The 24,538-nt window shown below is 43.4% G+C and carries 24 protein-coding genes; 10 read left to right on the top strand and 14 right to left on the bottom strand.

Annotation, left to right across the window (positions count from 1 at the left end):
• Positions 1–54 precede the first annotated feature (54 nt).
• The 4 genes from AC2204_RS07285 to AC2204_RS07270 all read left to right on the top strand — a co-directional run bounded on the left by AC2204_RS07285 (position 55) and on the right by AC2204_RS07270 (position 5,412).
• Positions 55–825, top strand: coding sequence for a hypothetical protein (locus AC2204_RS07285; protein ID WP_318924853.1), 771 nt, complete (start codon positions 55–57; stop codon positions 823–825).
• A 442-nt stretch (positions 826–1,267) separates the two neighbouring features.
• Positions 1,268–2,968 (top strand): HTH-type transcriptional regulator SgrR, encoded by a 1,701-nt coding sequence (sgrR, locus tag AC2204_RS07280; RefSeq protein WP_318924852.1) that lies wholly within the window; start codon positions 1,268–1,270, stop codon positions 2,966–2,968.
• Between the two features lie 234 nt (positions 2,969–3,202).
• A complete protein-coding gene (gene nhaD / locus AC2204_RS07275) occupies positions 3,203–4,636 on the top strand; it encodes a sodium:proton antiporter NhaD (RefSeq protein ID WP_318924850.1) in 1,434 nt (477 codons plus the stop codon).
• Positions 4,637–4,752: 116 nt separating this feature from the next.
• On the top strand, positions 4,753–5,412 hold the full coding sequence (locus tag AC2204_RS07270) for a hypothetical protein (RefSeq protein ID WP_318924849.1): 660 nt from the start codon (positions 4,753–4,755) through the stop codon (positions 5,410–5,412).
• A gap of 49 nt (positions 5,413–5,461) precedes the next feature.
• On the opposite strand, the gene ltaE is transcribed toward AC2204_RS07270, so the two are convergent.
• Complete coding sequence (ltaE, locus tag AC2204_RS07265) at positions 5,462–6,472, bottom strand: low-specificity L-threonine aldolase (RefSeq protein ID WP_318924848.1); 1,011 nt, start codon at positions 6,470–6,472, stop codon at positions 5,462–5,464.
• A gap of 235 nt (positions 6,473–6,707) precedes the next feature.
• Here ltaE and AC2204_RS07260 point away from each other — a divergent pair, with 235 nt between their 5' ends.
• Positions 6,708–7,010 (top strand): hypothetical protein, encoded by a 303-nt coding sequence (locus AC2204_RS07260; RefSeq protein ID WP_318924847.1) that lies wholly within the window; start codon positions 6,708–6,710, stop codon positions 7,008–7,010.
• A gap of 124 nt (positions 7,011–7,134) precedes the next feature.
• Here AC2204_RS07260 and AC2204_RS07255 read toward each other — a convergent pair whose 3' ends face one another.
• The 4 genes from AC2204_RS07255 to msrP all read right to left on the bottom strand — a co-directional run bounded on the left by AC2204_RS07255 (position 7,135) and on the right by msrP (position 11,092).
• Entirely contained in the window at positions 7,135–8,466 is a 1,332-nt protein-coding gene (locus tag AC2204_RS07255; protein WP_318924845.1) for an MATE family efflux transporter, read from the bottom strand.
• 79 nt (positions 8,467–8,545) lie between these two features.
• Positions 8,546–9,073 carry a hypothetical protein gene (locus tag AC2204_RS07250; protein ID WP_318924844.1) on the bottom strand — a complete coding sequence of 176 codons (528 nt, stop codon included), beginning with the start codon at positions 9,071–9,073 and terminating at the stop codon, positions 8,546–8,548.
• Between the two features lie 370 nt (positions 9,074–9,443).
• The gene (msrQ, locus tag AC2204_RS07245; protein ID WP_318924843.1) at positions 9,444–10,073 is read right to left on the bottom strand and encodes a protein-methionine-sulfoxide reductase heme-binding subunit MsrQ; all 630 of its coding nucleotides are present in this window, start codon (positions 10,071–10,073) and stop codon (positions 9,444–9,446) included.
• Positions 10,073–11,092 (bottom strand): protein-methionine-sulfoxide reductase catalytic subunit MsrP, encoded by a 1,020-nt coding sequence (gene msrP, locus AC2204_RS07240; RefSeq protein ID WP_318924842.1) that lies wholly within the window; start codon positions 11,090–11,092, stop codon positions 10,073–10,075. The genes msrQ and msrP overlap by 1 nt, the downstream gene beginning before the upstream one ends.
• A gap of 245 nt (positions 11,093–11,337) precedes the next feature.
• Between msrP and AC2204_RS07235 the strand changes: the two genes are divergently transcribed.
• From AC2204_RS07235 to AC2204_RS07220, 4 genes are all read left to right on the top strand, one after another.
• Positions 11,338–11,754 (top strand): hypothetical protein, encoded by a 417-nt coding sequence (locus AC2204_RS07235; RefSeq protein WP_318924841.1) that lies wholly within the window; start codon positions 11,338–11,340, stop codon positions 11,752–11,754.
• Between the two features lie 80 nt (positions 11,755–11,834).
• Positions 11,835–12,305 carry a hypothetical protein gene (locus AC2204_RS07230; protein ID WP_318924840.1) on the top strand — a complete coding sequence of 157 codons (471 nt, stop codon included), beginning with the start codon at positions 11,835–11,837 and terminating at the stop codon, positions 12,303–12,305.
• A gap of 109 nt (positions 12,306–12,414) precedes the next feature.
• Positions 12,415–13,539: an acyl-CoA desaturase gene (locus tag AC2204_RS07225; protein ID WP_318924839.1), complete on the top strand. Its 1,125-nt coding sequence runs from the start codon at positions 12,415–12,417 to the stop codon at positions 13,537–13,539.
• 252 nt (positions 13,540–13,791) lie between these two features.
• The gene (locus AC2204_RS07220) at positions 13,792–14,703 is read left to right on the top strand and encodes a L,D-transpeptidase family protein (protein WP_318924838.1); all 912 of its coding nucleotides are present in this window, start codon (positions 13,792–13,794) and stop codon (positions 14,701–14,703) included.
• Between the two features lie 64 nt (positions 14,704–14,767).
• On the opposite strand, the gene AC2204_RS07215 is transcribed toward AC2204_RS07220, so the two are convergent.
• The 7 genes from AC2204_RS07215 to AC2204_RS07185 all read right to left on the bottom strand — a co-directional run bounded on the left by AC2204_RS07215 (position 14,768) and on the right by AC2204_RS07185 (position 20,017).
• Positions 14,768–15,031: an Lpp/OprI family alanine-zipper lipoprotein gene (locus AC2204_RS07215; protein ID WP_318924836.1), complete on the bottom strand. Its 264-nt coding sequence runs from the start codon at positions 15,029–15,031 to the stop codon at positions 14,768–14,770.
• Positions 15,032–15,265: 234 nt separating this feature from the next.
• Positions 15,266–15,736 (bottom strand): copper chaperone PCu(A)C, encoded by a 471-nt coding sequence (locus AC2204_RS07210; protein ID WP_318924834.1) that lies wholly within the window; start codon positions 15,734–15,736, stop codon positions 15,266–15,268.
• Positions 15,736–16,332 carry an SCO family protein gene (locus AC2204_RS07205; RefSeq protein WP_318924833.1) on the bottom strand — a complete coding sequence of 199 codons (597 nt, stop codon included), beginning with the start codon at positions 16,330–16,332 and terminating at the stop codon, positions 15,736–15,738. The genes AC2204_RS07210 and AC2204_RS07205 overlap by 1 nt, the downstream gene beginning before the upstream one ends.
• A complete protein-coding gene (locus tag AC2204_RS07200) occupies positions 16,329–16,802 on the bottom strand; it encodes a hypothetical protein (protein WP_318924832.1) in 474 nt (157 codons plus the stop codon). The genes AC2204_RS07205 and AC2204_RS07200 overlap by 4 nt, the downstream gene beginning before the upstream one ends.
• Positions 16,803–17,001: 199 nt before the next feature.
• Complete coding sequence (locus AC2204_RS07195; RefSeq protein WP_318924830.1) at positions 17,002–17,916, bottom strand: polyprenyl-phosphate transporter; 915 nt, start codon at positions 17,914–17,916, stop codon at positions 17,002–17,004.
• 161 nt (positions 17,917–18,077) lie between these two features.
• Complete coding sequence (locus tag AC2204_RS07190; RefSeq protein WP_318924829.1) at positions 18,078–19,340, bottom strand: sensor histidine kinase; 1,263 nt, start codon at positions 19,338–19,340, stop codon at positions 18,078–18,080.
• Positions 19,337–20,017, bottom strand: coding sequence for a response regulator transcription factor (locus AC2204_RS07185; protein ID WP_318924828.1), 681 nt, complete (start codon positions 20,015–20,017; stop codon positions 19,337–19,339). Before AC2204_RS07185 ends, AC2204_RS07190 begins: the two co-directional genes overlap by 4 nt.
• 637 nt (positions 20,018–20,654) lie before the next feature.
• Here AC2204_RS07185 and AC2204_RS07180 point away from each other — a divergent pair.
• A complete protein-coding gene (locus tag AC2204_RS07180) occupies positions 20,655–21,053 on the top strand; it encodes a VOC family protein (RefSeq protein WP_318924827.1) in 399 nt (132 codons plus the stop codon).
• Between the two features lie 102 nt (positions 21,054–21,155).
• Here AC2204_RS07180 and AC2204_RS07175 read toward each other — a convergent pair whose 3' ends face one another.
• Both AC2204_RS07175 and pdsS read right to left on the bottom strand, forming a co-directional pair.
• Positions 21,156–21,794, bottom strand: coding sequence for a hypothetical protein (locus AC2204_RS07175; RefSeq protein WP_318924825.1), 639 nt, complete (start codon positions 21,792–21,794; stop codon positions 21,156–21,158).
• Between the two features lie 527 nt (positions 21,795–22,321).
• Positions 22,322–24,535: a proteobacterial dedicated sortase system histidine kinase gene (pdsS, locus tag AC2204_RS07170; RefSeq protein ID WP_318924824.1), complete on the bottom strand. Its 2,214-nt coding sequence runs from the start codon at positions 24,533–24,535 to the stop codon at positions 22,322–22,324.
• Between the last annotated feature and the right edge of the window lie 3 nt (positions 24,536–24,538).

The following is a 24,538-nucleotide window of genomic DNA, read 5'->3' as shown; positions in this document are numbered from 1 at the left end:
TTTCTATAGACTATTTGTTAGTAGAGCCTAACATACATTTTAAGGGAGCGTTAAATGGGTGTCGATTTAAAAGCAGATTCACAATTTGTACAGTTTCCACTATCTTTTGATCCAAAATTGTATCTGGATCAGATCCAAACTTGGATTGAAGCCGGAAAAACATTAGAAATAATTTCTGCTACTCAATTACAGCAAGCTATTGGCGGCAGTTATAAGCATGCTTTAATCGCACTTGAAGAGGTTGAGCGTGTTATTCGCTTAAGCCATCAACAAGAAAACAATGATCATGAAAGCAGCGAGCTGGTCTTTCCATTTGATGTCATCAATCGGACCAATAATACCCTTTTTGATACCTGGCGAGTCATGATGGGGGTGGGTACAAAAGCTGAGGAAGATCTTGGCGAACGCTTAGAAACAGAGAAACAAAAACAGCATGCTAATGAGGCTTTTTATTCGGATAGAATGGCAGCGTTAGAAGCCGCAGCCAGAGAAAATGATAAACGATTGATGGTCCAAAATGCAGCATATGATAAAGCCATTAAAGAGAAGCAAGCAGCGCAACGGAGTGTGGAAAAACAAAAAGCAGAGTTAGATAAAAGTACTGAAAAAATACTACAACTGACTATGCAGTTGGATAAGGCGGTCACGCTTAATCATCAACTCAAAGGGACTAATACTGAATTACAGTCACAAGTGGCTGAATTAGAGAAAACATTATCGGATACCAGGTTAAGCGCCAAGCAATCGTTGAATGATCTTAGTAACGAACATAAGAAAAAACAGAAGGGATCTCAGCAGCATCAGGATGACTTAAAAGATAAATAGCTCTACTTGCCAATGAGTTTGGACAGCAAAAAAAAAGGTTAAATTGTTACAGGGATTCCAACAACAGTTAAAGCGGTCATCAAATTAATTAAAACAATAATTCGTTCTATCCTTTTAAAAGCGCCTTGCTCACAGGGCGCTTTCTTTTTTTGAACTGGATAACCGTGACTTTACTTACTCATGATAATCTCGGCTAGAATCATGTTTATACTTTTGCTTGCGGGAAAAGAGAAAAAGGCCAGTCACTATGAACTGGCCTGAAAATGATGGAGGCCTCAACGTTACTCAGAAGTAATCACTTTTGGGGGAAAGGGATTACAAAGCTAGCTTGGCGACCATCTGTTGACGTTTTCATGAAAAATATGTTTTTCATATGGGCCTTATTTTAAGTTAAAATAGGAAAGTTAAAAGAGAACAAATGAATTTATAAGGTTCCCCTTTTATGACGGGTCAACGACTAAAGCTTCAGTTCCAGCGCCTGTATGATCATTTCTCTGGTGCAGAAAGCGAAACGAACTTACATGATATTTCCGAAGTTCTGTTTTGTACGCGACGAAATGTGCGAATGGTTATTAATAAAATGGTTGAAAAGGGCTGGATCGACTGGCAACCGGCGGTTGGGCGCGGGAAACAATCTAGATTAATTTTTCACAGTACAGACAGTGAGTTACAGTATTTACATGCTAGGAAGTTGGTGGCGGAAGGGAAGTTGGAACCCGCTCTGGCTGTGCTGGATAACAATGGCGATAAGCTGGCCCAATTGATTCAGGAGCAGCTCGGTGTAACAACCCTGAAAGGTAAGCAAATTGTCCGTATACCTTACTACCGTTCTTTCACCAATATGAATCCTCTGCGTCCTTTACGGCGTTCAGAACAGCATTTAGTTCGACAGATTTTTAGCGGCCTCACTCGTATAAATGAGGAAAAAGAGGAAGTGGAAGGGGATCTTGCTCACCACTGGGAATCAATAACCCCTCGTCATTGGCGTTTTTATTTGCGTCCGGCTGTCCGATTCCATGACGGCAAACTAATGGAAAGCAGTGATGTTGTTGCGACGTTAGAGCAGGTAAAGAAGCATCGCTTGTTCAAGCACCTTAAAAGTATTCAATCACCGTTTCCCAATACCATCGATATTTATTTATGTCGGGACGACGTTCGCTTACCTGATTTGATGGCGAATATATTGGCGATGATCCAGCCTGCGGATGCACTCAGCCGAAATGATATTGACATGTATCCGGTAGGCACCGGACCTTATAAAGTCACGTTGAATGATAAGCAGCGACTTAAGCTTGAAGCGTTTGATCAATATTTTGGTTTTCGAGCGCTGATCGATATGGTTGATATCTGGATTTTAGCTGGATTTACTGCTTGTTACCTGAAGCCAACGACAGATATTAATAAACTGGATCCGATGAATGTATCGACCAGGCTCAAACTTGATGAAGGTTGTAACTATTTACTGTTCAACCGCCTTACAGGTTTGGCAAATAATCAAGAGTGGCTGGCGTATTTTCATGCGAGGCTAACTCCGCTGAATATTTTGCGATTACTGGATCACTCTAAAATTGGAGACTTCCGGTTAACGAATGCTTACGGATTACTACCCGGTTGGGCGCACATTTTGCCAGCTCGGGCCGTTGATTCGGCACCTGCAAAACGAACCGTTACATTGGCTTACCAACAGGAGCATCCGGTATATCCGCATTTGGCAGCAACATTAAGGGAAATATTGGCAGAAGATGGGCTGCGTCTTAAAATTTTAGAACTATCGTCATCAGATATATTGCTTGGAAAGTACGTTGATAAGATTGATATCTGGCTTGGTGGTATGAGCTTAAGTAATTATCGTAGCGATGCTATTTTGCCTTGGTTCTATAGTTTTGATCAGTTATTCAGAGTGATGCCAAAGGAAGAGTTTGACGATCTGGAGCGACAGGTCATGACTTGGCGTGCTGATATTGAAGCGGTTTTCCCTTCAGATGAAATTGGCGCTAGCCTGGTACAAAACGGGCAGATATTACCCTTGTTCCATAATTGGTTAGGGGCAGATAGTTCAGGGTCAATTGAAGGGATGGCTTTGAATGCAATGGGCTGGTTTGATTTTAAGTCGCTATGGATGAAGCCTGAGCTGAAGATCTAGGCTATCAGCACTCTTTGATGTTAAAACAGCGTTATCGAGAACAGGTAAGCTTCAGGTTGTTTTGTCCTGCCACTAAGGCAACCAATATTGTACATTTTCACTTTGAATAAGATTGATTTTTGTTAGGATAATGTTGATATTATTTTACGCGTAATGGGTTTGCTTCACGTAAATTTTGATCAGGAATGTGTATTCTTTCATCAGTGATAATTTCTCAAGGAGCTGAGAATAAGCATGAAAATACAACCGGTTATATATGCCAGTTTAGGTTTTTTTACTTCTTTTCCGGTATTAGCCTCTGATACCGCACTGGATTTGACTCAATCGACGATAGGGTATGTCTCATTAGCCCTGTTCGGGCTGGCGTATTGTCTGGTGATGGCTGAAGAATATTTAAATCTTCGTAAATCCAAGCCGGTATTGCTTGCTGCGGGTTTGATTTGGTTAATGATAGGGTACTTCTTCCAGCAGCAAGGTCAAATTGAAGTCGCCAAGCAGGCGTTAGACCATAATTTACTGGAATATGCTGAGCTACTTTTATTTCTGCTCGTTGCGATGACGTATATCAATGCGATGGAAGAGCGTCGTTTGTTCGATGTTCTGCAGGCCTGGATGGTCAGTAAAGGTTTTAACTTCCGAACTTTGTTTTGGCTAACCGGTATTTTATCCTTCTTGATTTCACCGATTGCCGATAACCTGACAACGGCGTTACTGATGTGTGCTGTAGTGATGAAAGTAGGAGGAAGTAACGCCAAGTTTATTAATTTAGCTTGCATCAATATTGTTATTGCGGCCAATGCCGGTGGGGCATTTAGCCCGTTTGGTGATATTACGACGCTAATGGTCTGGCAGGCTGGACTCGTTTCTTTTAGTAGCTTCTTATCTTTATTTATTCCTTCTTTGGTTAATTATTTACTTCCAGCTTTTATCATGTCGCGATTTGTATCAACAACTCAGCCTGATACTATCAGTGAATATGTCGAGTTAAAGCGTGGTGCTCGACGTATTGTCCTATTATTTTTGCTGACTATTTCAACGGCGGTTGGCTTCCATGGTTTTGTTCATTTACCTCCGGTGGTTGGCATGATGATGGGGCTGGCATATTTACAATTTTTCGGATATTTCCTGCGCAGAACATTACCGGGTTCTTTGGCAAAAAAGAAAGCGATAGCGCTAGCCAATCATGATGACGCGGCATTGAAACGTTTAGGTTCAGTTGTTCCTTTTGATGTGTTTAAACGAGTATCTCATGCCGAGTGGGACACCTTACTGTTCTTTTATGGTGTCGTCATGTGTGTAGGGGGGCTGAGTTTGCTCGGCTACTTAGGCCTGGTTTCTGAAGTCATGTATACCCAATGGAACCCGATATGGGCCAATGTTATGGTGGGTCTCTTATCTGCAATCGTGGATAATATCCCGGTGATGTTCGCAGTGTTAACGATGAATCCTGAGATGTCTGTTGGTAACTGGTTATTGGTGACACTGACTGCCGGCGTCGGAGGCAGTTTACTCTCTATTGGCTCTGCCGCTGGTGTGGCACTCATGGGGGCTGCACATGGTAAATACACCTTCTTTGGACATTTGAAATGGATGCCGGTCATTGCATTGGGATATGCTGCCAGTATTGCAATGCATCTGTTTCTAAATGGATCGATGTTTAATATTTAATCAGCACCCAAAAACCATTACATTCAGACTCGAACCGGCGATTGTTTGCTTTTTCCTATGCCATATTTTAGTAATCAAGCTAAGCTAAAGGTGATAAATGTCAGAGGGATAGGCATATGATTAACATTGGGTTGCTATGCTTGAGTGTATTGTTGTTGCTTAACCCGTTACAAACGGCGATAGCAATGGATTTCGCAACCATTTTTCGGATGCCGGCGTTCAAGATTGGTATGGCAGGCAGTGCTGGTACTGTAGAAGTCTCTGACAGTAAATCTTTTTCTGACGTTCCGTTTAAATCAAGTAGCTCTTTATCGCCTCTTGTCGCACTGATACAACCACCAGTATATTTCGGCGAAGATACTCGTTGGGGATACCATACCGAGTTGAATGTTAAGTATTTTAAACTTGATTATGATAATGATGACGGGCGTTATCAGGATGGCGAACTTAAAGGTTATACCGTTGACGTTACCCCGGTATTTTTTTATCAGTGGGGTTATAAAAATCTATGTGCCAACTGCCGCAGTTGGCGAGTTGAAGCGGGACTCGGGATTAACTACCTGAACTCTGACGGGGAATTGCAGCAACTGGGTGGCAAAGAGATTGCATTTTCGAGTGTTGGCTTTGGTTTTAATTCACATATTGGTGCTGTTGTAAATTATCGTCAATGGGAGTTGGGCTTAAGACTGGTCGTCCCGGCCCGAATAAATGATGATGATGACGATGCGGATGCAAGGCACGCACTATCGTCAGTAAGCCTTGCTTATCGCTTTTAAAAAAACTATCTGGGTTAACAGGCGCGGTCAACACGCCTTTGTTTCTTGTTTAGCTAAGCGCCTTCTTTAGCGCGTTTAAGAAGCTGTCAATGTCTTTGCGGGTGATATCAAGATGAGTGACCAGTCGCATTGGGTTGCCCGCACTGAGTAAAATATCTTGCTCTTTTAGCTGAGAAACAAGGCGGTTTTGATCTATGGCCGAATCAACGTTAGCAAACACCATATTAGTCTGAACAAGTTTTGGTTTGACCGTGAAACCTTCTATGTCCGCTAATTGTTCAGCAAGGTAATGTGCATTGGCATGATCATCAGCCAATCTGGTGATATTCTCTGTTAATGCCAGCTTGCCTGCTGCGGCGAGAATACCGGCTTGGCGCATACCTCCGCCTAAAACCTTACGCCAGCGGCGGGCCTTAGCAATTAACTCGTCACTCCCAAGCAATAAAGAGCCGACAGGTGCCCCCAGGCCTTTTGACAAACAGATGGTCATTGAGTCGAAATGCATTGCGATTTCGGTGATATCAACATTTAAAGCAACTGCGGCGTTATACACGCGCGCACCATCTAAGTGAAGTTTTAAGCCATGCTGTTCTGTAAATTGACGAGCTTGTCGGAGGTATGAAAGAGGAAGTACTTTGCCATTAATTGTATTTTCTATACTGAGCAGAGTCGTACGTGCAAAGTGGGGATCGATTGGTTTGATAACGGCTTCGAGTTTATCAAACGACAGTGAGCCATCTTTTTCATTGTCGATAGGCTGAGGCTGAATAGAGCCGAGTACAGCGGCACCACCACCTTCAAATTTATAGTTGTGTGCTTGCTGACCACAAAGGTATTCATCACCACGCTCACAATGCGACATTAGTGCGAGTAAGTTTGCCTGTGTACCAGAACTGCAGAAAATCGCCGCTTTATATCCATGACGTTCAGCAGACCACCGTTCTAAATCATTGACGGTTGGGTCATCTCCATATACATCATCCCCAACAGGAGCAGTAGCCATCGCTTGCTGCATCGACGGAGTCGGGCGGGTTACGGTGTCAGAGCGAAAATCTATCATTATTTTTAGCTTCCTATTGATCTGAAAGTATTAGCTTAGCTCACTATATCATCACGTCCTCATACGCGGAACCGCATGTTTTCAACCCAAGGTGAGGGGCAGAGGTAATGTTTTTGACAAAAATAAAACCTGTCACATTTTAAAGAAAATCGTTTTTTTAAGAGCTTTTACTACATTGAGTAAAGCATTATTGACTAAACTATTAGTAAGGGGTGTGGATTCGGAGGGACAGATCATGTTAGCTGAATATCGGAAATTTACGTTACCCGGAAAAGCTCATCTCCATGCTAGCGTTAAAGTGATCCCGACCGGTGAGGTGGAAGTGTTTATTAAGGAAAAACATGATGAGTTGCACGCTGATTTTGATGAGTTGTGCTTCTATTCATGCGGAAAGAACACGGAATTGATATGCAAAGAGCATGCTGGTCAGGATAAGGTTCGTTGGCATATAGATTTAGCAAACGAAGATGCCAGAGAGCTTGCGAAGCTGATCGAGTCAGCCGAAGAAGAGTTCGAAATACTGATGCGTGATTTATGAAGTGCTTGTCGGTTGGCAAACGGCAGATGGTATAAGCCCTACTCAATATGTAGGGCTTATTTTTGTGGCGTTAATGTAAAGGCAATTAGGCCGACGGTAGGTCAATTTTCTTAACCGATTAATATCAAGCCTTTCGCAAAGCCCAAAGCATCCAGGTTGTCAAAATGGCACTGCATAACGGCAAAGCAATCCAAACGCCATTGACACCGAATAATTTTGCCAACACGAAAATGAACAACGTGATAAAGATCAGTTTGCCACCGGTTAGGATTGATGCCTCTTTAGCCTGGTTAACCGATTGGAAATACGTTGCACCAACTAGCAGCATACCTTCCATGGGAAGCCCCCAAAAATAGCGTTGCATGCCGTTGATTGCCTCGGGTTGAAGTGTCGGATTATTACCGGCAAACAGATAAACGACCCACTCAGGGAAGCCGTACAGAATAAACAGACCAAAAGCGGCCACGATCAGTGTGGTCGCAAATGCGATGTTACGTACCTTGATAACGCGATCTTTCAGCCCAGCCCCTGTGTTATAGCTGGTGATCGGCTGAATGCCTAGCGCAATGCCTTCAAAAACCAGATAAAAGAAGGCTTCTGTATAACTGACAATACTGTAGGCCGCAACGTGAATTGCACCGCCTACCCAGAGGAAGGCTTTGTTATGCAGAATAAGTACCACAGACAGATACAGGTACATAAGCAGACTTGAGCTACCGAGGCGTAATATTTGAGTAACGATGTCCCACTTTAACTTCAGGCTGTCCCAGCCAAACCGCAGGCTGCTTCTATCGCTAAAGAAATGCTGCAGGCAGAGTAGGCAAGTCGCAGCCTGGGAAAGCATGGTGGCGATGGCAGCCCCTGTCAATCCGTAAGGAAAGACCACTATCAGTAACCAATCGAGAACGATATTGAGGATCCCGCCAAAAATCATGATCAGAGTTACGCGATTGGGCTGGCCATCATTTCGAAGCAGTGATGAAAAAGCCATGGAGATGATCGGAAAAGCGCCCAATAAGAAATACCAGAAAAGATAATCGGAGGCCATTGCCAAAATTTCGCCTTCTGCACCGATCCACAGCAAGATATCGCGCCCGAGTAAGATACCGGCACTGCAAAAAAACACGGAGGCGATCAGGCATAATGTCAGTGCATTTCCGACAATTTTTCTAGCCTGCTCGGTTTTCTGTTCGCCCAGTTTGATAGAGACTAACGCCGAAGATCCCATACCTAACATGGCACCGATGGCGTATAGAATTGAACCGATAGGGTAGCCAAGGATGATGCCTGCAAGTCCTTTTTCACCCATGACATGGCCAACGAACATACCATCAATAGCGACATATACTCCGGTGATTAACATTGCCGCGATAGTTGGCAAGGTATAACGCCAGAACAGACGGAAGATAGAATCATCACGTAATGATATAAATTGGGAAGAGCTGGATGCTGGCATAGTGAATCATCATTAATCAGGTTTGAAGGGGGCAGAATTAAGGTTGGCAGCGAGATTATAATCTTACGCTGCTTGCCATCTATATCGGGTAGTATGCCGTCAGCACAATGTATTTGTGCACAACTTTTTTATCTCCACTGCGTTTGAGTGGGTGATGAAGCTGTAATTGCCCTTCGACCAAAGAATAACGGTCAGCAATGCTGTCAGGTAGTGTACGTGATGTGTCGAGTAAACGAATGCCATCAAGACGGTAGTCATCCAGGTTTTCTGGTACTTGTCCCATCCACCATGCGGGAATTTCTTTACTGGCTTTACTGCGATCGAACCAATGGTCAGCGACAAGTAATAAGTGGTTGTTTTTACTTGGTTGGTATTTTTTCATTACCGTATCGATGGTCTCAACAAGTGCTTCTCGACGGGCGAGGTTGGCACTTAACAGATGATGAGAAATGATCCAAATTGTAAAGTCAGCTGAGCTGATGCTGAATATCGGTTGTGGCAAATCATTCTCATCGTCGGTCTGTTGCAACTCCACATTGAGTCCCGCCTGCTGGAAGGTCGCAATTATCCGGCGGCAAAGTGCCTTACCCAGATGGTTTTCGCGCATACCGCGATTATGCACTGTTGGGTAATGTTGCTCGCACAATTGTAAGCAGTCATTCTGAAATTGTTGAATGCTGACAGCAAGTAGATCACAGACCAAGAATAGCTAACCCCAAAAAAGCAACGATATAATTCAGAGATCTTATTAAACAGATAGTTATATCGTTCATGTTGGTCAGAACAGTATAACCCGAATATTATCGTGGATGATTCGGTATCGTAACAGAAAAAAAGCGATTGTCTTGCATCAATTCAATGAATTACAGGTGATTAGAGCAATTAGTATCTAGAAGCGTGAGCGAGGTAAAAAACAAGGTCCAATCTCACTGAACGGCCAGATTGGAACCTAATAAAAAATGATATATATCGACTGGTTAATGGCGATGAGACTCTAGGTGAGAAGGCATCGTTGGAAGCCAGCGTTTAATTGTTTTCCAGCGGCAGGCGAGCAAAATGGCCGCTACGATCAAATACAACCCCGGCTCAATGACCCCGGATTTCACCGACCAGTAATAATGAACCGGTGATAAGATCAATGCCAGGTAGACCCAATTATGAAGCTTTTGCCATTGACGCCCCAGTCGTCGTTGCATCCCTCGGGTGGATGTTGCCGCTAACGCACCGAGAATAATCCAGCTGATTGCGCCCAGCGTGAGGTAAGGGCGAGAGATGATTTCGCTACCGAGCAATTGCCAATTTAAGCCCAGATCTAAAATCAGATAGCCAGCCAGGTGCAAAGCAGCCCAAAAGAAACTGTACAGTCCCACCAACCGGCGTATTTTGACCAATGCACCTTGTTTGAAATATCGTGCGACAGGGGAAATCAATAAGGTAAACAACAAAGTATTCAATGCTGCTTTACCGGTGAAGTGGCTGATCCCTTGAATGGGATCTGCGCCTAGATTTCCCGTTAAGGTTTGCCCGATCAACAGTAGCAAGAAACCCATCGAAACCGCATGAATGAGTATTTTTAACCAGACTATCTGTCGCGGGGTAATTTTCATCAGAAATGTTTCCTTAAATCCATACCTTCATATAAATAGGCAACCTCTTTTTCATAGCCATTGAAATGTAAACTGGGCTGGCGACGACTACTGAACAGATTGCCTTCACCAATAAAACGTTCACTGGCCTGACTCCAGCGAGGGTGATCGACCTTAGGGTTAACGTTGGCATAGAAGCCGTATTCATTGGGTGCCAGGCGATTCCAGGTTGTTGGCGGCTCTTTATCTGTCAGCGTGATGCGTACAATAGATTTGATACTTTTAAACCCATACTTCCATGGCACAACCAAACGAAGTGGAGCACCATTCTGTGGCGCGAGAGTTCGTCCGTACAAACCGACAGATATTAACGCTAGCGGGTGCATCGCTTCATCTAAACGCAGGCCTTCTACATAGGGGTAATCGATTCCTCCGCCAATACGACGTGATGCTTGCCCTGGCATCTGTTCGGGATCATAGAGGGTTTCAAATGCGACATATTTGGCAGTGCTTTTGGGATCGGCAAGTTTGATTAAATCGGCCAGTGGAAAACCAATCCACGGAATATTCATTGACCAGGCTTCAACGCAGCGTAATCGGTAGATACGCTCTTCAAGAGGAAATTTCTTGAAGATATCGTCGTAGCCTAGAGTGATCGGCTTGTTGGCTAAACCATCAATTGTTACTGACCAGGGATCCGTTTTAAAATTCGCGGCCCGAACAGCAGGAGCCGATTTATCAGTACCAAATTCATAAAAGTTATTGTACTGAAGGATTTTACTCTCAGGGGTTAAGGATAAATCCGGGTGGTATCTGGATGACTCAGGAGCGGTTAAAGATCGGCGTAAATCTGGAACGCGATCGGTCTTTTTGCTGTCGGAGAACAGATCAAACACGCCCGCCTGGGCGCTAGTCGCAACAGGCATTCCCACTAAGGCGATACCCAACTTTTTCAATATATCCCGACGGTTCTGGTAGACAGATTCCGGTGTCGCTTCGTTTTCGTTTAATGTCCAGCGACTAGGCTTTCTAATGATCATAATTTTCCTCTACCTGTTCCGTATTGTTTGTTGTGTTGCCAGATTGCTGAATTATGGTTAATGGCAATATGTAAGGCAGTGTAGTCGAACTTCACTTTTTAAAGTGACCGGTAAAGTTGCAAAATAATTTCAAAAACTAATATTTTTTCTATGAATTCAAAAATAAAGCAGGTAATTTCCTTGTCGAAAAAGCCACAGAGTTCAGCGGCAGAGTGATGCTAGTTTGGACCGTTTAGGGATCAGGAATGATTAAAAAAGTAATATTATTTTCTTCGCTGTTGTTGCTACCTTCATACATATCGGCGATGACAACACCGCTTAGCACAGGTGTTTTTCTGGGATCGCCAACGTCAGGTATTACCGTTAAGTACCAGGATGATTTCAAGTTTGCTGTCGGTTTAGATACATTCAGCGTTTCTGCAGATGCGATGTGGAATCTGGGCCAGTTATCAGAACGTATGGAAAATTCACCGCTCTACTCTTTCGCTGGAATTCAGTGGGTTGATAATAGTGAACAGCAGTGGGGACCACGCGTTGGGCTGGGATTAGAGATCCCGTACCGTACATTCCACCTTTATGCTGAAGCGGGAACAACATGGTATCTTGAAAAGGACTCAGGATTTGAGGTAGAAGGCGCATTTGGTGTGCGTTTCAACCTGTAGTATCAACCCGTATTACTGACAACGAAGCGCGGTATATACCGCGCTATTGTGGCTGACGATATTACTGGACAACATCAGTTATGAATCAATTTCATGCCAATATGGAACTGCAGCATATCTATCTGGAAGTGTACGCCGAGCGGTTTCACTATTTGCGTCATTTTATCGAGGCTTATTACTGCTATCAGCATGGCCTGGTCACAAATAAAGGCAAAGCTGATTGGGAAGCGATTTTCGAGCATGGCACCCGATCGTTTTCTGCCAGTAAAGTGAGCAATCGCAAGCGGCTGGTTCGAGATATGCTGCTGCCATTATCCGTCATTACCGGAATGCTAAAAACCTTAGTACGAGATGATGAAGCTAATATAGAGCAGATACAATCCACGTTAGATCAGCATCTACATTACGTCATTATTACCCGCGAAGAACACCTGGCTTTGAAAAAGGCGGGTTTGTCAGAGCGTATGCCAGCCGGATTTTACCAGCAAGACACAGATGATTATCAGGATCCTTACTCGCGGTTTAATGCGATTAATATTTGTTTCGATTAACACACCTAGTTACGTTCGGTAACAAAAATCACATTTTCTGATTGACCCGGATCCATTCGATGATTATTCTGGCTTACACATGTACGCTGAATTGTAAAAGGGTTAGAAAATGTCAACCAACAGGCCTCCGATAATATGGCTGAATGCCTTTATTTTCACTGTCACGTTAGCTATCGCAGTGATAGCGACACCGCTGTATGCTTATTTTGTAGGCTTTGACTGGACACAGGCGATCATGCTGCTGTTCACATTCAGTTATTGCGGCCTGTCTATAACGGCGGGATACCATCGTTTATGGTCGCACAAAGCCTATGAAGCGAACGGTGTACTGCGTTTTATTTTTGCTGTTGGCGGTGCTTTTGCTTTGCAAAACAGTATATTGCATTGGTCATCCGATCATCGAGTTCATCATCGTCATGTTGATAACAATGAAAAAGACCCGTATTCAGCGAAGAGAGGATTCTTTTATAGCCATATTGGCTGGATGCTCAGAGAGTACCATGCGAGCCGTTACACGGATTACTCAAATTGCCGTGATTTGCAGAAAGATAAAATTGTGATGTGGCAGCATAAATATTATATAGCTTTAGCAATTGTAACCAATGTCGGGATCCCGTTACTGTTTGGCCTGATCCATGGTGATGTATGGGGAGCGCTATTGTTAGTCGGTGTCGTACGCTTGGTATTAAGCCACCATACAACGTTTTTTATTAACTCGTTGGCTCATATCTGGGGAGCTCAACCATACACCGATAAAAATACGGCACGTGATAATGGTTTTCTTGCGTTTTTAACTTTTGGTGAGGGTTACCACAACTATCACCATATCTTTGAGCATGATTACCGTAATGGCATTCGCTGGTGGCAGTTTGATCCGACAAAATGGTTGATAAAGTCATGCTTCTGGCTGGGGTTGACTAAAAATTTACGGGTTTGTCCGGAAGAGCGCATCGAGAAATCCAGAGCGACAATGACGCTTAAGCGCTTACAGGCAAAGCTATCCACGACATCGCATAGCAATGTGTGTCAGCAAAGGCTGGAAGAGGAATACGAAGCGCTGATGATCAAAATTTCAGATTATTATAGCGCCAAGAAGCGAATGATTGAGCTGAAGAAGGCACGTCTGGTCAAGCACTATGAAAATTTCGAGTTTGTACAGCAATACAGCGAAATGAAGAGGCACCTTAAAGAGCAGCGTAAAACCTGGAAGATGGTGACAGCACAATACGCTTAACTTTGACAGTACAAATGTAACGAGGATGTAAGCAAAAGGCGGGGGAGACTCCGTCTTTGTGATCTTTTTTCACGGAAAAACCGAATTAGAGTAGAATAGCTATAATGCCGATAAGGAAAGCTGCATGAGTTAGTTGGTCTCTTTACCGGTATGGTTAGGCCTAAGCGTCTTAAAGTTACGGATTTTTTGTCAACTACGACAGTTAAAACAAAACTTTGCCATAATTATCAGATTACTATTGGAGGCGTTTACGTGTATCGCTCATTACTTTTCTCGTTAGCGTGTTTAGTTTCAACGACAGTAAATGCAATTGAATACTCGTTGCCTGCTGACAACAGTAATATCATCGGTACCATGGAGTATTATCAGGTTAGCAAGGGCGACAGCCTGGCTGATATCGCGAATAGATACAATGTGGGATTTTTAGCGTTGCTGGAAGCCAATAAAGGGGTTGATCCGTTTTTGCCCGCGATAGGAACCTTGTTGGCTGTTCCTACCCAATTGATTTTACCTGATGTAAAACGACAGGGGATCATCATTAACCTCGCAGAGCTGAGGCTGTATTATTTTCCAGCCGATGATGATTCAATCGTTCATGTGTTTCCGATTGGTATCGGACGTGTCGGGCGTGAAACGCCGCCGATGGTGACCCGGATCAGTCAGAAAATAGAAAACCCCACCTGGACTCCTACTGCGAATATTAGAAAAGAGTATCTAGAACAAAGAAATATCGAATTACCTGCCGTTGTTCCAGCGGGGCCTGAAAACCCGTTGGGCGATTATGCAATGCGCCTTGGGTACGGTTATGGAGAATATCTAATACACGGTACCAATAAAGACTTCGGCATCGGCCTGCGTGTCAGTGCTGGCTGTATTCGAATGAATCCGTGGGATATCGAATGGCTATTTCCCCAAGTACCAGAAGCAACGCCAGTTCAGGTGATAAACCAGCCATTAAAGCAGACGGTAGAGCCGGATGGGACGCTATTTGTCGAAGTGCATCAGCCTTTATCAAAAACAGAGGAACAAGTCGGACAGCCTAAAAAAGTAAGAGCGAATTCGTTCTTAAAATCGGTAGTGGAAGATGACCGTGTTGCGGAATCAAGATTGAGTGCAGCACTTAGCCTGCAGATGGGGATTCCCGTCGAAATAACAAAATACTAGGCAGGGAGCAGATAAAAAGAAGAAGTGGCGTATGAACGCCACTTACAATTAGTAAATGACAGCTCTACTTAGTGTACGAACTAGCTATGTTATCGATACGCTGATTCGCACGCATTGCTTCTTGGTAGGCCGCATCTGAAGCTGCTCGCGAATCATTTACGGCACCTGCCATTTGATCTTGTTGACTTTGTAGAGCACTGACTTGATCAGAAAGCATGTCTACTTTATTGGTCAGCTGTTGCATTTGATCGACTTCATCTGAGCTAGAGCAACCAATTAAGCTCGCACTCAGGATCAGACCTGCAAGGATAGATAGGGAACGTTTCATTTTTCTTTCTTCTCCTTTGTTTGCCACTACAAACCGAGTGTTAAAAGTACCGGTCGGCACATTCATTATGGCATAACTTGCTAAAACTGCTCATTAAATGTCCTGCATTTGCAAAAAACTTCTCTCAAAGTCGAGAAAATTCTATCGTACAGGGTATGCGATGGGCTCTTTGGGAGTGGTTGTGGTTATTAGTATTTCTAGAAAGTATCTTTCAGGCGTAATCTCCGCAGGTACTTAATTGATCGGATTTTTATCTTCGTCATGCTGCATACCTTTCATTTCAGCCATTACTTTCTGTACGGGGACGAACATTGATTCGGTGCTCCCATCTGCGAAATGCAACGTCAGTACAACTTGTTCGCCTTCTTTTAAGGGGTGTTTCAAACCGAGTAGCATCACATGTAACCCGCCAGGTTTTAAAATGGTGGTGCCGTGAGATGAAATGGCAATCGAATCGACCTGGCGCATTTGCATCATCCCATCAACCATGGTGTGATTATGAAGTTCGACATTCTCTGCAATATCACTTTTGGCGGCCACCAGATTGCGGTCACTTTCGCCATGATTGATTATGGTCATGAAGATCGCACTGTTAGACACTCCGGGAGGCGTTGCGCGTGCGTATATACTATCAATCATCAGATCTGCATATACTGACGTTGAAGCCAGTAATAAACAGCTAAGAGCCAGAATTTTATATTTCATTATGAATCTCCATTTATTATTAGCAGGCGATCAATCGCATCTACCAGAATTGCTGAATTTAATGTATGTGGCACTTTTTCTAATAAGGAGCCGTCTGGTTTTAGAAAATAAAAAAATGAACTGTGATCTATAGCGTATTCCAGGGCGGAATTTTCAAGCTCGGTACGCATATAAAGCACCCCATATTTTTCAGCAAGGGCTTTTGTTTGTGTCGCATTGCCCGTTATACCAATGATGTTCTTATGAAAATATTGCGCATATTCGGCACTTTTCGCTGGCGGATCACGTTCAGGATCGAGTGTGATGAAGATAGGCCAAATTTGATCGAGCTGATCTTGCTTTACCTCTTTTAGTGCTGCAGAAAGTACGGCCAGTGACGTGGGGCAAACATCCGGGCAGTGAGTATAACCAAAATAGATGATACGCAGTCGGGGATCGTCCTGATCATAAAGGTTGACGGTTTGATCGCCACTTTCAAGAATATTCATCGGAGAGGCAGGTTCAATCGCGGTGGTAGAGTCGCGACTATCTACCACATAGCGGGTAATTAACCCTGCACCGAGTGCCAGAGTTAAGATAATCCATTGATACTTCACTTTGTCATCCTTAATGATACGTTAAGAGGCTTGACTTGTTTTGAACTGTGCAAGGGTTGAATTGTGCCTTGCCAGGTCATCGCCTTTGATGTGCAAAAGGGCAGCATTAACTCACCGTGAAATTCTCCTGAGGTATCTTTAGTTAATTTCAATCGGTAGACGCCCATCATCATCTCTTGTCCTTCGAGTGACAATGCCAATGTCGTAATTTCCAGCGGTAACTCTGGCCAGAATACCGTAATTTCGGTTGGTTCTAGCGGGTGAACAACATCAGTGCCCAATTGAATGCGGGCACCTTGTTGGTTACAGGCTTTAGAGCTTAATTGGCATACATCGCCTGGTTGTACCGCTGAGGTGCTGTTCGGTGATGTGGTGTCAGGTGTGGTGTTATTAGCGAGTGTGCTGAAATCAACCCAGAAATGGTCAATAAGCTGAAATGAACCAAAGCCGATAGTAAAGGCGATAAGCATTTGCGCCAACGCCGAACGATTTTTGTTTTTCTGTAATAGTGGCATGGCTAAAAGGAATAAGTTGTAATGTGTTTGTGAATATTATCATTCCTATTTTGCAAAGATCTGATTGATGCGGCCATTATGTGAGAAGGATTGGTATAAAACCCTGCTATTTCATTAAATTGCAATAACAGGGTTTGGGTAAGAAATGAAACGCTTATGACTGTTCAGAGCATTTTTCCAATCCCCATACCAGGGTAATACCCAGTAGCATGGCAAAAACAGCATAGCCAATCAGAGCGGGTTGTCCGGTGATCTGCTCAAAGCTGAACGGTGAGAGGTTGTGCTGCTGTAGCGGCACTAAAGTGCCACTGGAATTGGTACGCCAGGTTAACGTTTCTTTCCAAGGCCATATTTTGCTTAACGTACCGATCATTAGTCCCGTTAAGAAAGTCAGTGCAATATCGCGATAGTTACGTAAAACCCATGACAGCAGATGCGAGAAAGTCAGCAGACCAATCACGCAGCCAGTAGCGAATAGCGCTAGCGTAGCAATATCAAGCGATTTGGCTGCCGTGAGAATTGGCCCGTACATGCCTAGCAGCAACAGAATAAAACTACCTGAAATTCCTGGCAGGATCATAGCGCAAATGGCAATTGAGCCTGCAATCATGAAATTAAGAGAGGTCGGCTCCATATTAAGAGGATGGAGCACGGTTATACCGTAAGCAAACAGCGAACCAGCGATAATTGCTATGACGCGGTTGATCTTCCAGGCTTCAACTTGCTTGAGCATATGTACGACAGAGACAATGATCAAACCAAAGAAAAACGACCATAGTGGAATGGGATGAGTGTGAAGCATCCAGGTAATGAAACGGGCCAGGGTGAAGATACTGGTCAGAATGCCGGAGAACAGAACAATCAGAAATGTACCGTTGATATGCTCGAATGCGGCCTTAACCCCCCCTTTGCGTAAAATACCAATCAGACTTGGGTTAACACGGCGAATGCTTTCAAGCAATGTATCGTAAATACCGGTGATAAATGCAATTGTACCACCAGAGACCCCCGGAACGACATCGGCAGCCCCCATAGCGGCGCCTTTTAGAAAAGTAAAAAGTTTGCTCATTGTTGTCCGTAATATGCGTTAATGGAGCTGTGGAAGACAGGTTATACCAATCGAGGTAATACACTGAATTAGACAGATAATTGTCCTGATTGGCATTATACCGTGTTGCTGTAAAAAAAAAGCAATAATGACTAATTTTATGCTGGCTGGTCACTGCTTTTTCAGCCCTGTTGCAGGGTGATAATAGCGGTGCAACCTCCATTTTCATTATTTGTCAGATCGAGTAGCCAGCCATATTTACGGCAAATATCGTTGGCAATCACCAGCCCTAAGCCATACCCATCGATGCCCCGCGGTTTTGCGCCTAATCCTATGCCGCTATCAATGATTTTGATGGTCTGCGGCGATACATAAATTGTCACCTTGCCATCGTCGGTGCAGGCAAACGCATTTTTGATCAGGTTACCAATTAAGATCTTTAAAGTGGTCTCCGGTATTTTCACTTTGGTTTCGGCGCTGACAATCACTTCACATACCACTGATTTATTATTAAGTAAGTGTTTATGTGCAGAAACGATTTGCTGTAACTCTTTTTTATCTAGGCTACGCTCAGATAGCTTCGACAGATCTTCATCACGGGTGAGCGAGAGCAATGTCGTGACAAAGTCATTCATTTCGTTACTGGCATGCAATAACCGATTTCGCTGCTTCTCAATAAAAGCCGGCTCATTCGATTGCCCTAGCAGTGAAATTGCGCCTTTTATCACCATGAGTGGGGTTCGTAATTCATGGCTGGCATAACGATTGAATGAGCGTTCGCGTTCAATCGAATCATGGATCTGAGCCTGATATTGATTCAGGCTGTCAACAAGTTGTAGCAGCTCTTTCGTTGCTGTGCCTGGTGGTAGATTTATTGGAGAGAGATCATGAGGTGAACGATTTTTAAGTTCATCGGTTAATTGAGAAAAAGGGCTGGTTAATCGCTCTGAGATACGAAGAACCACAATCAGGGTGATGATAAGTAATGCAAAAGAAATAGATAGTTGCTTGGTCTGGGTCCAGAACATTTGTTCTTCACTGATCTCATAAATTTCATCGAAATGCAGTAGATAAGTGTCTTTCGGTTCACCTTTAATCGTGAACCGGGTTTTCATCATGAAATATTCAGCCGCTATAGGATCAGGGCTGGCGACTTCGAATGCTTGATCGAATTGGATATTATCGGGAATGACGATGCCATCTGGTAAATTCTCCTGGCCAATATACGCATGGCTATAAGGGGGAATCGCAATATCAGTTTCATCGCTGTCTGCCAGTAATTCTTGGGCGATTTGCTTGGTATAGATAAGGCGGTTTTGCGCATTTAATTGTTCTACGCCTTCAAGTGTAGAATCAAAGACTGAGAAATGAATCGCAATAATGGCAAATGCAACAATCGAAAAATAGGTGAATGTCAGTTGCTTGGCTGATTTGATTTTCTTCACTCTTTCTTCTCTCGAATAAGTTGATAACCTACTTTAGGTACCGTTTTGATGTATGCGTACTTAAACGGTTTGTCTATCTGAGCACGAAGTTGATAAATGTGACTTCTCAGCACATTTCCCTCAGGTTCATCATCGCCCCATAGCGTCGAAATAATTTCTTCTTTCGTCACGATATTCGGCGCTCTGAGCATCATGAGCTTCAATATGGTAAAAAGCGTTGGATTAAGTGAAAATTGACAATCATTGCGGGTGACAATGTGGCTATTCAGATCAAGCTCAAGATCGCCAAAGTGAAGTGTTTTTGTTGCGCTATTGCCAATGCGACGGCGGGTCAGGGACTTTATTCTCGCTTCCAGTATCTCAAGATCAAAAGGCTTCACCAGATAATCGTCAGCACCCAGAGCAAAGCCCTCCAACGTATCTTCACGAGTATCGCGTGCGGTCAGCATCAGAATTGGGGTATCTATTCCTTGTTCTCGCAGTTTCTGGCAAACGGTAAAGCCATTCATCCGAGGAAGCATGACATCCAGGATGACTAGATCGTAATGGTTAGTGCTGGCGAGATCATAACCATGCTGGCCATTGTTCGCATAATCAAGGGTGTACCCTTTGATTTCGAAGAAATCGAAAATGACACCAGCAATGTCTTGATGGTCTTCAATGAGAAGTAATTTCATCGTCTTATCTGTGTTCACACATTTTGAAGTCGTTTGGGGTCATATGATGGCACAAAAAAGGGTGAAAAAAATGTCGATGACTTTTTTGTGACGTTTTGAGCTGTAAAATTCATCCGGACAGAAAATACTCACAAAGTAAAAAAGATATTGTATGTTGACCATTGCTTTGATCAATTCTTGAATTGAACTCGCCCCCTTAATTCTGCGCCTTGAAGCCACTTGGGGTTACTTGCCCTTCTGGCCTAGAAAGGCCACAGGAGTTGCAAGCCAGTCTTTGAAATAAAATTGTTGTGGATTACTGGAAAAATCGACTTTGATGCTTTTTTGGGATGCTTGGAAAGACTATCAGGAATATTATTACTAAGTATGTTGTCAAGCTAACGATGTCTATTTAGCCGCCTAAAAGCATTAATCTTTTTTAATAAATTCACACCAGACGGTTACCTTTCACATTATCGTTTTAATCACTTGACGGTATCGGTCTGAGCTGCAACAGTATAAGAGACAGGCATTGTTTAATTAATAAGAATTGTCTGTGAGTTAACCAAGCATATAAAAAGAGTCGCTGATTGTCACTTCCCTATATAACGAGCGACCGTTTGGTTATTGTGTACTAAGAGCTAAGGATGATACGGCTATGATACCTAAAGACGCGACACTCCGCGTTGTAAGACCAACTGATAATTTGAAACAAATCGCTTTGATGTATAGCAAAGCGTTGGGTTTTGAAATGGTAAAACAATTTGAAGATCATGATGGATTTGATGGTGTAGTACTGAGTCATTCAAATCACCCTTATCATTTGGAATTTACCCAAGAACGTGGCGCCACTGTTGGTAAGGCGCCATCACAAGATCATTTGCTGGTATTTTATATTGCCTGTAGCCGCGAATGGGAGCGGGCATGTCGTGGCATGATTGATGCCGGTTTCGCTGTGGCTGAATCGCATAATCCATACTGGGAGCGAATCGGTAAGACATTTGAAGATGTTGATGGCTATCGGGTCGTGTTGCAAAATAGCGACTGGTCAATATAAAAAATCGCATTGTAACTAAATAAAAGCACAGAACTCTGTGCTTTTTTGCTGTTTGTGGCAGTATTTATGATGCGTAGTAACATCTCAGTTATAAATTTGGCGTTACTGTTCTGAATTTAGGGCAACTTTCAATAAATCGGAAAAAATCTCGCAAGGTTGGTTGTAGAATACCAAGGCATGATGATTTTCACCGATGGCATCCAATAGCCGCTCTTCGGCGAATTTTTTCGCGTTCAGCCGGTCGTCGGTATTAAAGTAAGCTAGTATTGGTGATGCTAAATGTCGGTCAATTTGTTGCAGGTCATAATAGCAATGATTGATGGCCATATTTTCAATGAATATTGTTTTTGCTTGTTTTAAGGTGTGGGTTTGGACGTCATTTGTGTAGACATCAAACAGTATGTCCCACTTTCTGGTCGCGAGTATCCCCATGACGACGTATTCAGGCCTTTCATAGCTCGAAAGTAGCATTTTTTCATAGTCATCTCGGATCTGATTGTTATTCAGGTCTCTACCGTAAAGATCACCTACATCTATATCATTAAAAAAATCAGTATGTTGTGGTAATTCAGTACTACTGACTCGCCATTTTGCCAGTAATGCCAGTGCATAATATTCATTGAAAGGCAGCGATATATCTTGTTTTTGATCTTCTGAGCGTTGTGTTGCGGTGTTTTGCGACTCCATAGCCAAGAGAGGGGAGATTGTGAATATAAACAGTAAGGCGAGTAATCCTTTCATGGGGTACAGTATTCGAATGGCTGTGTAAGAATGAATAGACCAGCTTCTTTGACTGGAGCAGTGGCAGCAAGTGGCTTTGAATATAAATGCGAATAAAGACACGAAAATGTTCCACAGTTACATTTTTTGCAATGGTAAGTCTCACCGCACTCTCAAGTATATGTTTACTTTATTATGGTTAAAGCTGGGGAGTCATTACTATGTTATAAAGGTGAAGTTGTTCAGGTTATATTTGGCTTCTTCTTGTAATATTACTTGTAAGTTATAAAAATAGAATAAATATCATTGTTAGCTGGTTGCTTTTGTTATTAATAATTAATGATTGGCTGAGTAAAACATGATGCTGAAAATTAGGATTGTAGTGTTTACTGGTTGGATGAATGATGCAAGAAATGTTTTTTGAAGCTCTGCTCGCGGTTGCTGCCATTCTTATTGCTATTGGTTTATTTATGGCAACTGTATCGGCATAATAATACCGCTGAATATTCACTTAATATGGGTATCTCACCCATAAACAGACCGTTTTGTTACGAAAGAGGTAACAGTAGGATGGCTTCTACCCCTTTGTTATCAGCTCTGTTACGTAATCGGATGCTACCCTGATGATATTCGGAAATTAAACGAGCGATAAATAAGCCCAGACCTAAGTGTGGTTTGGTTTGTTTATCTTGCGTACGAACGGATACCATTGAGTTGAGCAGTTGATCGGACATGTTTTCTGGCAACGGCGGCCCTTGGTTACTTACCACCAGCCGTGCTTCATTATTGTGTCGTTCCAGACTTACTTCTATCGGGTCTTGGTTTCGGCTGAAGTCTTCTGCATTGGCGATCAGTTTATCCAGCAATTGTGCAAGGTAGTCAGGCGCACCGTTTATTATTATTGCAGAATCAGGTAGCTTCACGTTAAAAGTCTGCTCCGGATATGCCATCTGATAGCCCTGCATACAGCCTGATATCAGCTCATTGAGAGGGAAAGACTCTTTTTCTGCACCCTGCAAGCTCTGCTCGATCCGCGTTGCTTCGGTCATATTTGATAAAATGGTGCTTAAGCGATGAATACCATCATGAGCCCGGGCAATATAACGCTGAGAATCTTCATCTTGATTCTGCATCGATAAGTTCTCAATCGATGAGCGTACTACCGCGACCGGCGTTCTGAGCTCATGAGATAATCGCGACGATAAACTTTCCAGGTAATGATTGTATTGACTCAAACGACTGACCATTGCGGCTAAACTCCGCGATAAATCACCGATTTCGTCAGTTCCGCTGGTTGGCGAGATGGTTTTTGTGATCCGTCCCTGGCTGTCTATTGCTTGTTCTGCTTCATCGCGGAGCAAACGAATACGTGATGAAATATTCGATGCAAATAAGAAGAGAGTAATCGTCCCAATTGCAATGATTGCCAGAATGACATTGAACAGTTTTTCCAGTGCTCGATTACGCAGAGTCTGAATTCCATTGGTGGATTCTTCTGCCACAACCGCTCCCATTACATGATCGCTGAGCCAGATTGGATAAGCAGCCGCTAAGATCATTGCGTTGCTGTCTTCTGATAAACGCCAGTGAGAATAACCTCGGCCTTGCAGTGCCTGAGAGATATGTACCCCTTTCAGGTAGGCAGTATCTTGATGGGAGTCGACAAAATCGACTGGCTCTGAAATCAGAAATTTATAATAAAACGGGTGCAAAAAACGCTCTTCGAGGTGAGACCACCAAGAGTCAGTCTCTTGACCATATTTGATGGATGTCGACCAGACACCGTTTGATTGCTGAATATCGCCGGTTTGTGCTAAAACCCGCTGGTGGCGATCAATGATCCAAATGCGTGAACCGGTGTGCCCCATGCCTTTCAAAATATTGTCAATGTCAGGCGAGGGAATTAAGACTGTGCCGAGGCGATTCAGGTGTGAAGTGTTTGAGGTACCAATGATGGTGTCTATTTCTCGATCACGCTCATTATTAACATCATAAAAAGCGAATCCTAATTTACTGCCAACCAAAGCTAATGGAATGCGTAGTTCTACGTTATAGCCTTGTTCGGTTGTTTGCCAGAAGCCCTGAATATTACTTTCGGTAACCACAGTTGCAGAGGCTATACGGGTTGGATCGGTGTTTGAAGGTTGAGTGTCATTCTGCTTGCTATCAGGCTCTTCCTCTGAAATCTGAAATGCATTTACCCGACCGTCTTGATAAGGAGATATAACATAGCGCTGGAAGTCGCCATCGGATGATGTCATGGCAATAACCAGATGATCATTGCGATCAACCTGCATGGTGTCGGTACGACGCATTACAGGCTGCTGATCTTTTACTGCAAAGACCGCATACAGGTAACCTTGATAATGACCAACCATATGTTTGAAGCTGATACTGTTTGCCGTATAGGGCCGGCGGCTGAATTGGACGTGATCGCGACCATAGACCATCATTTTGTCATCATATTCCACCCATTCGCCGATCTTACCGTCGAGCAGTATCGGGCTATATAACTCGTAGGCATACAAATCACGGCCTTTTTCAACGGATTGCAAGAAACTCGCCTGGCGATTAAATAGTTTGGGGCGTTCATTTAATGCCGTCGCCACCGCTCGGGTAGTGCCGATCAGTGTCTGCTCTTGCCCTTGACGTAACAGCTTCTCCATTTCCCAGACATATTTATAGCCAAGCCAGGGTAAGATCAACAGGAAGCTGGAAATCAAAATGACTTTGGTACGCAGACCAAGACGCAGTTCAAGCATAAG

This window comes from Photobacterium sp., from assembly GCF_057456235.1.
This window is presented reverse-complemented; position numbering and strand designations above follow the sequence as displayed.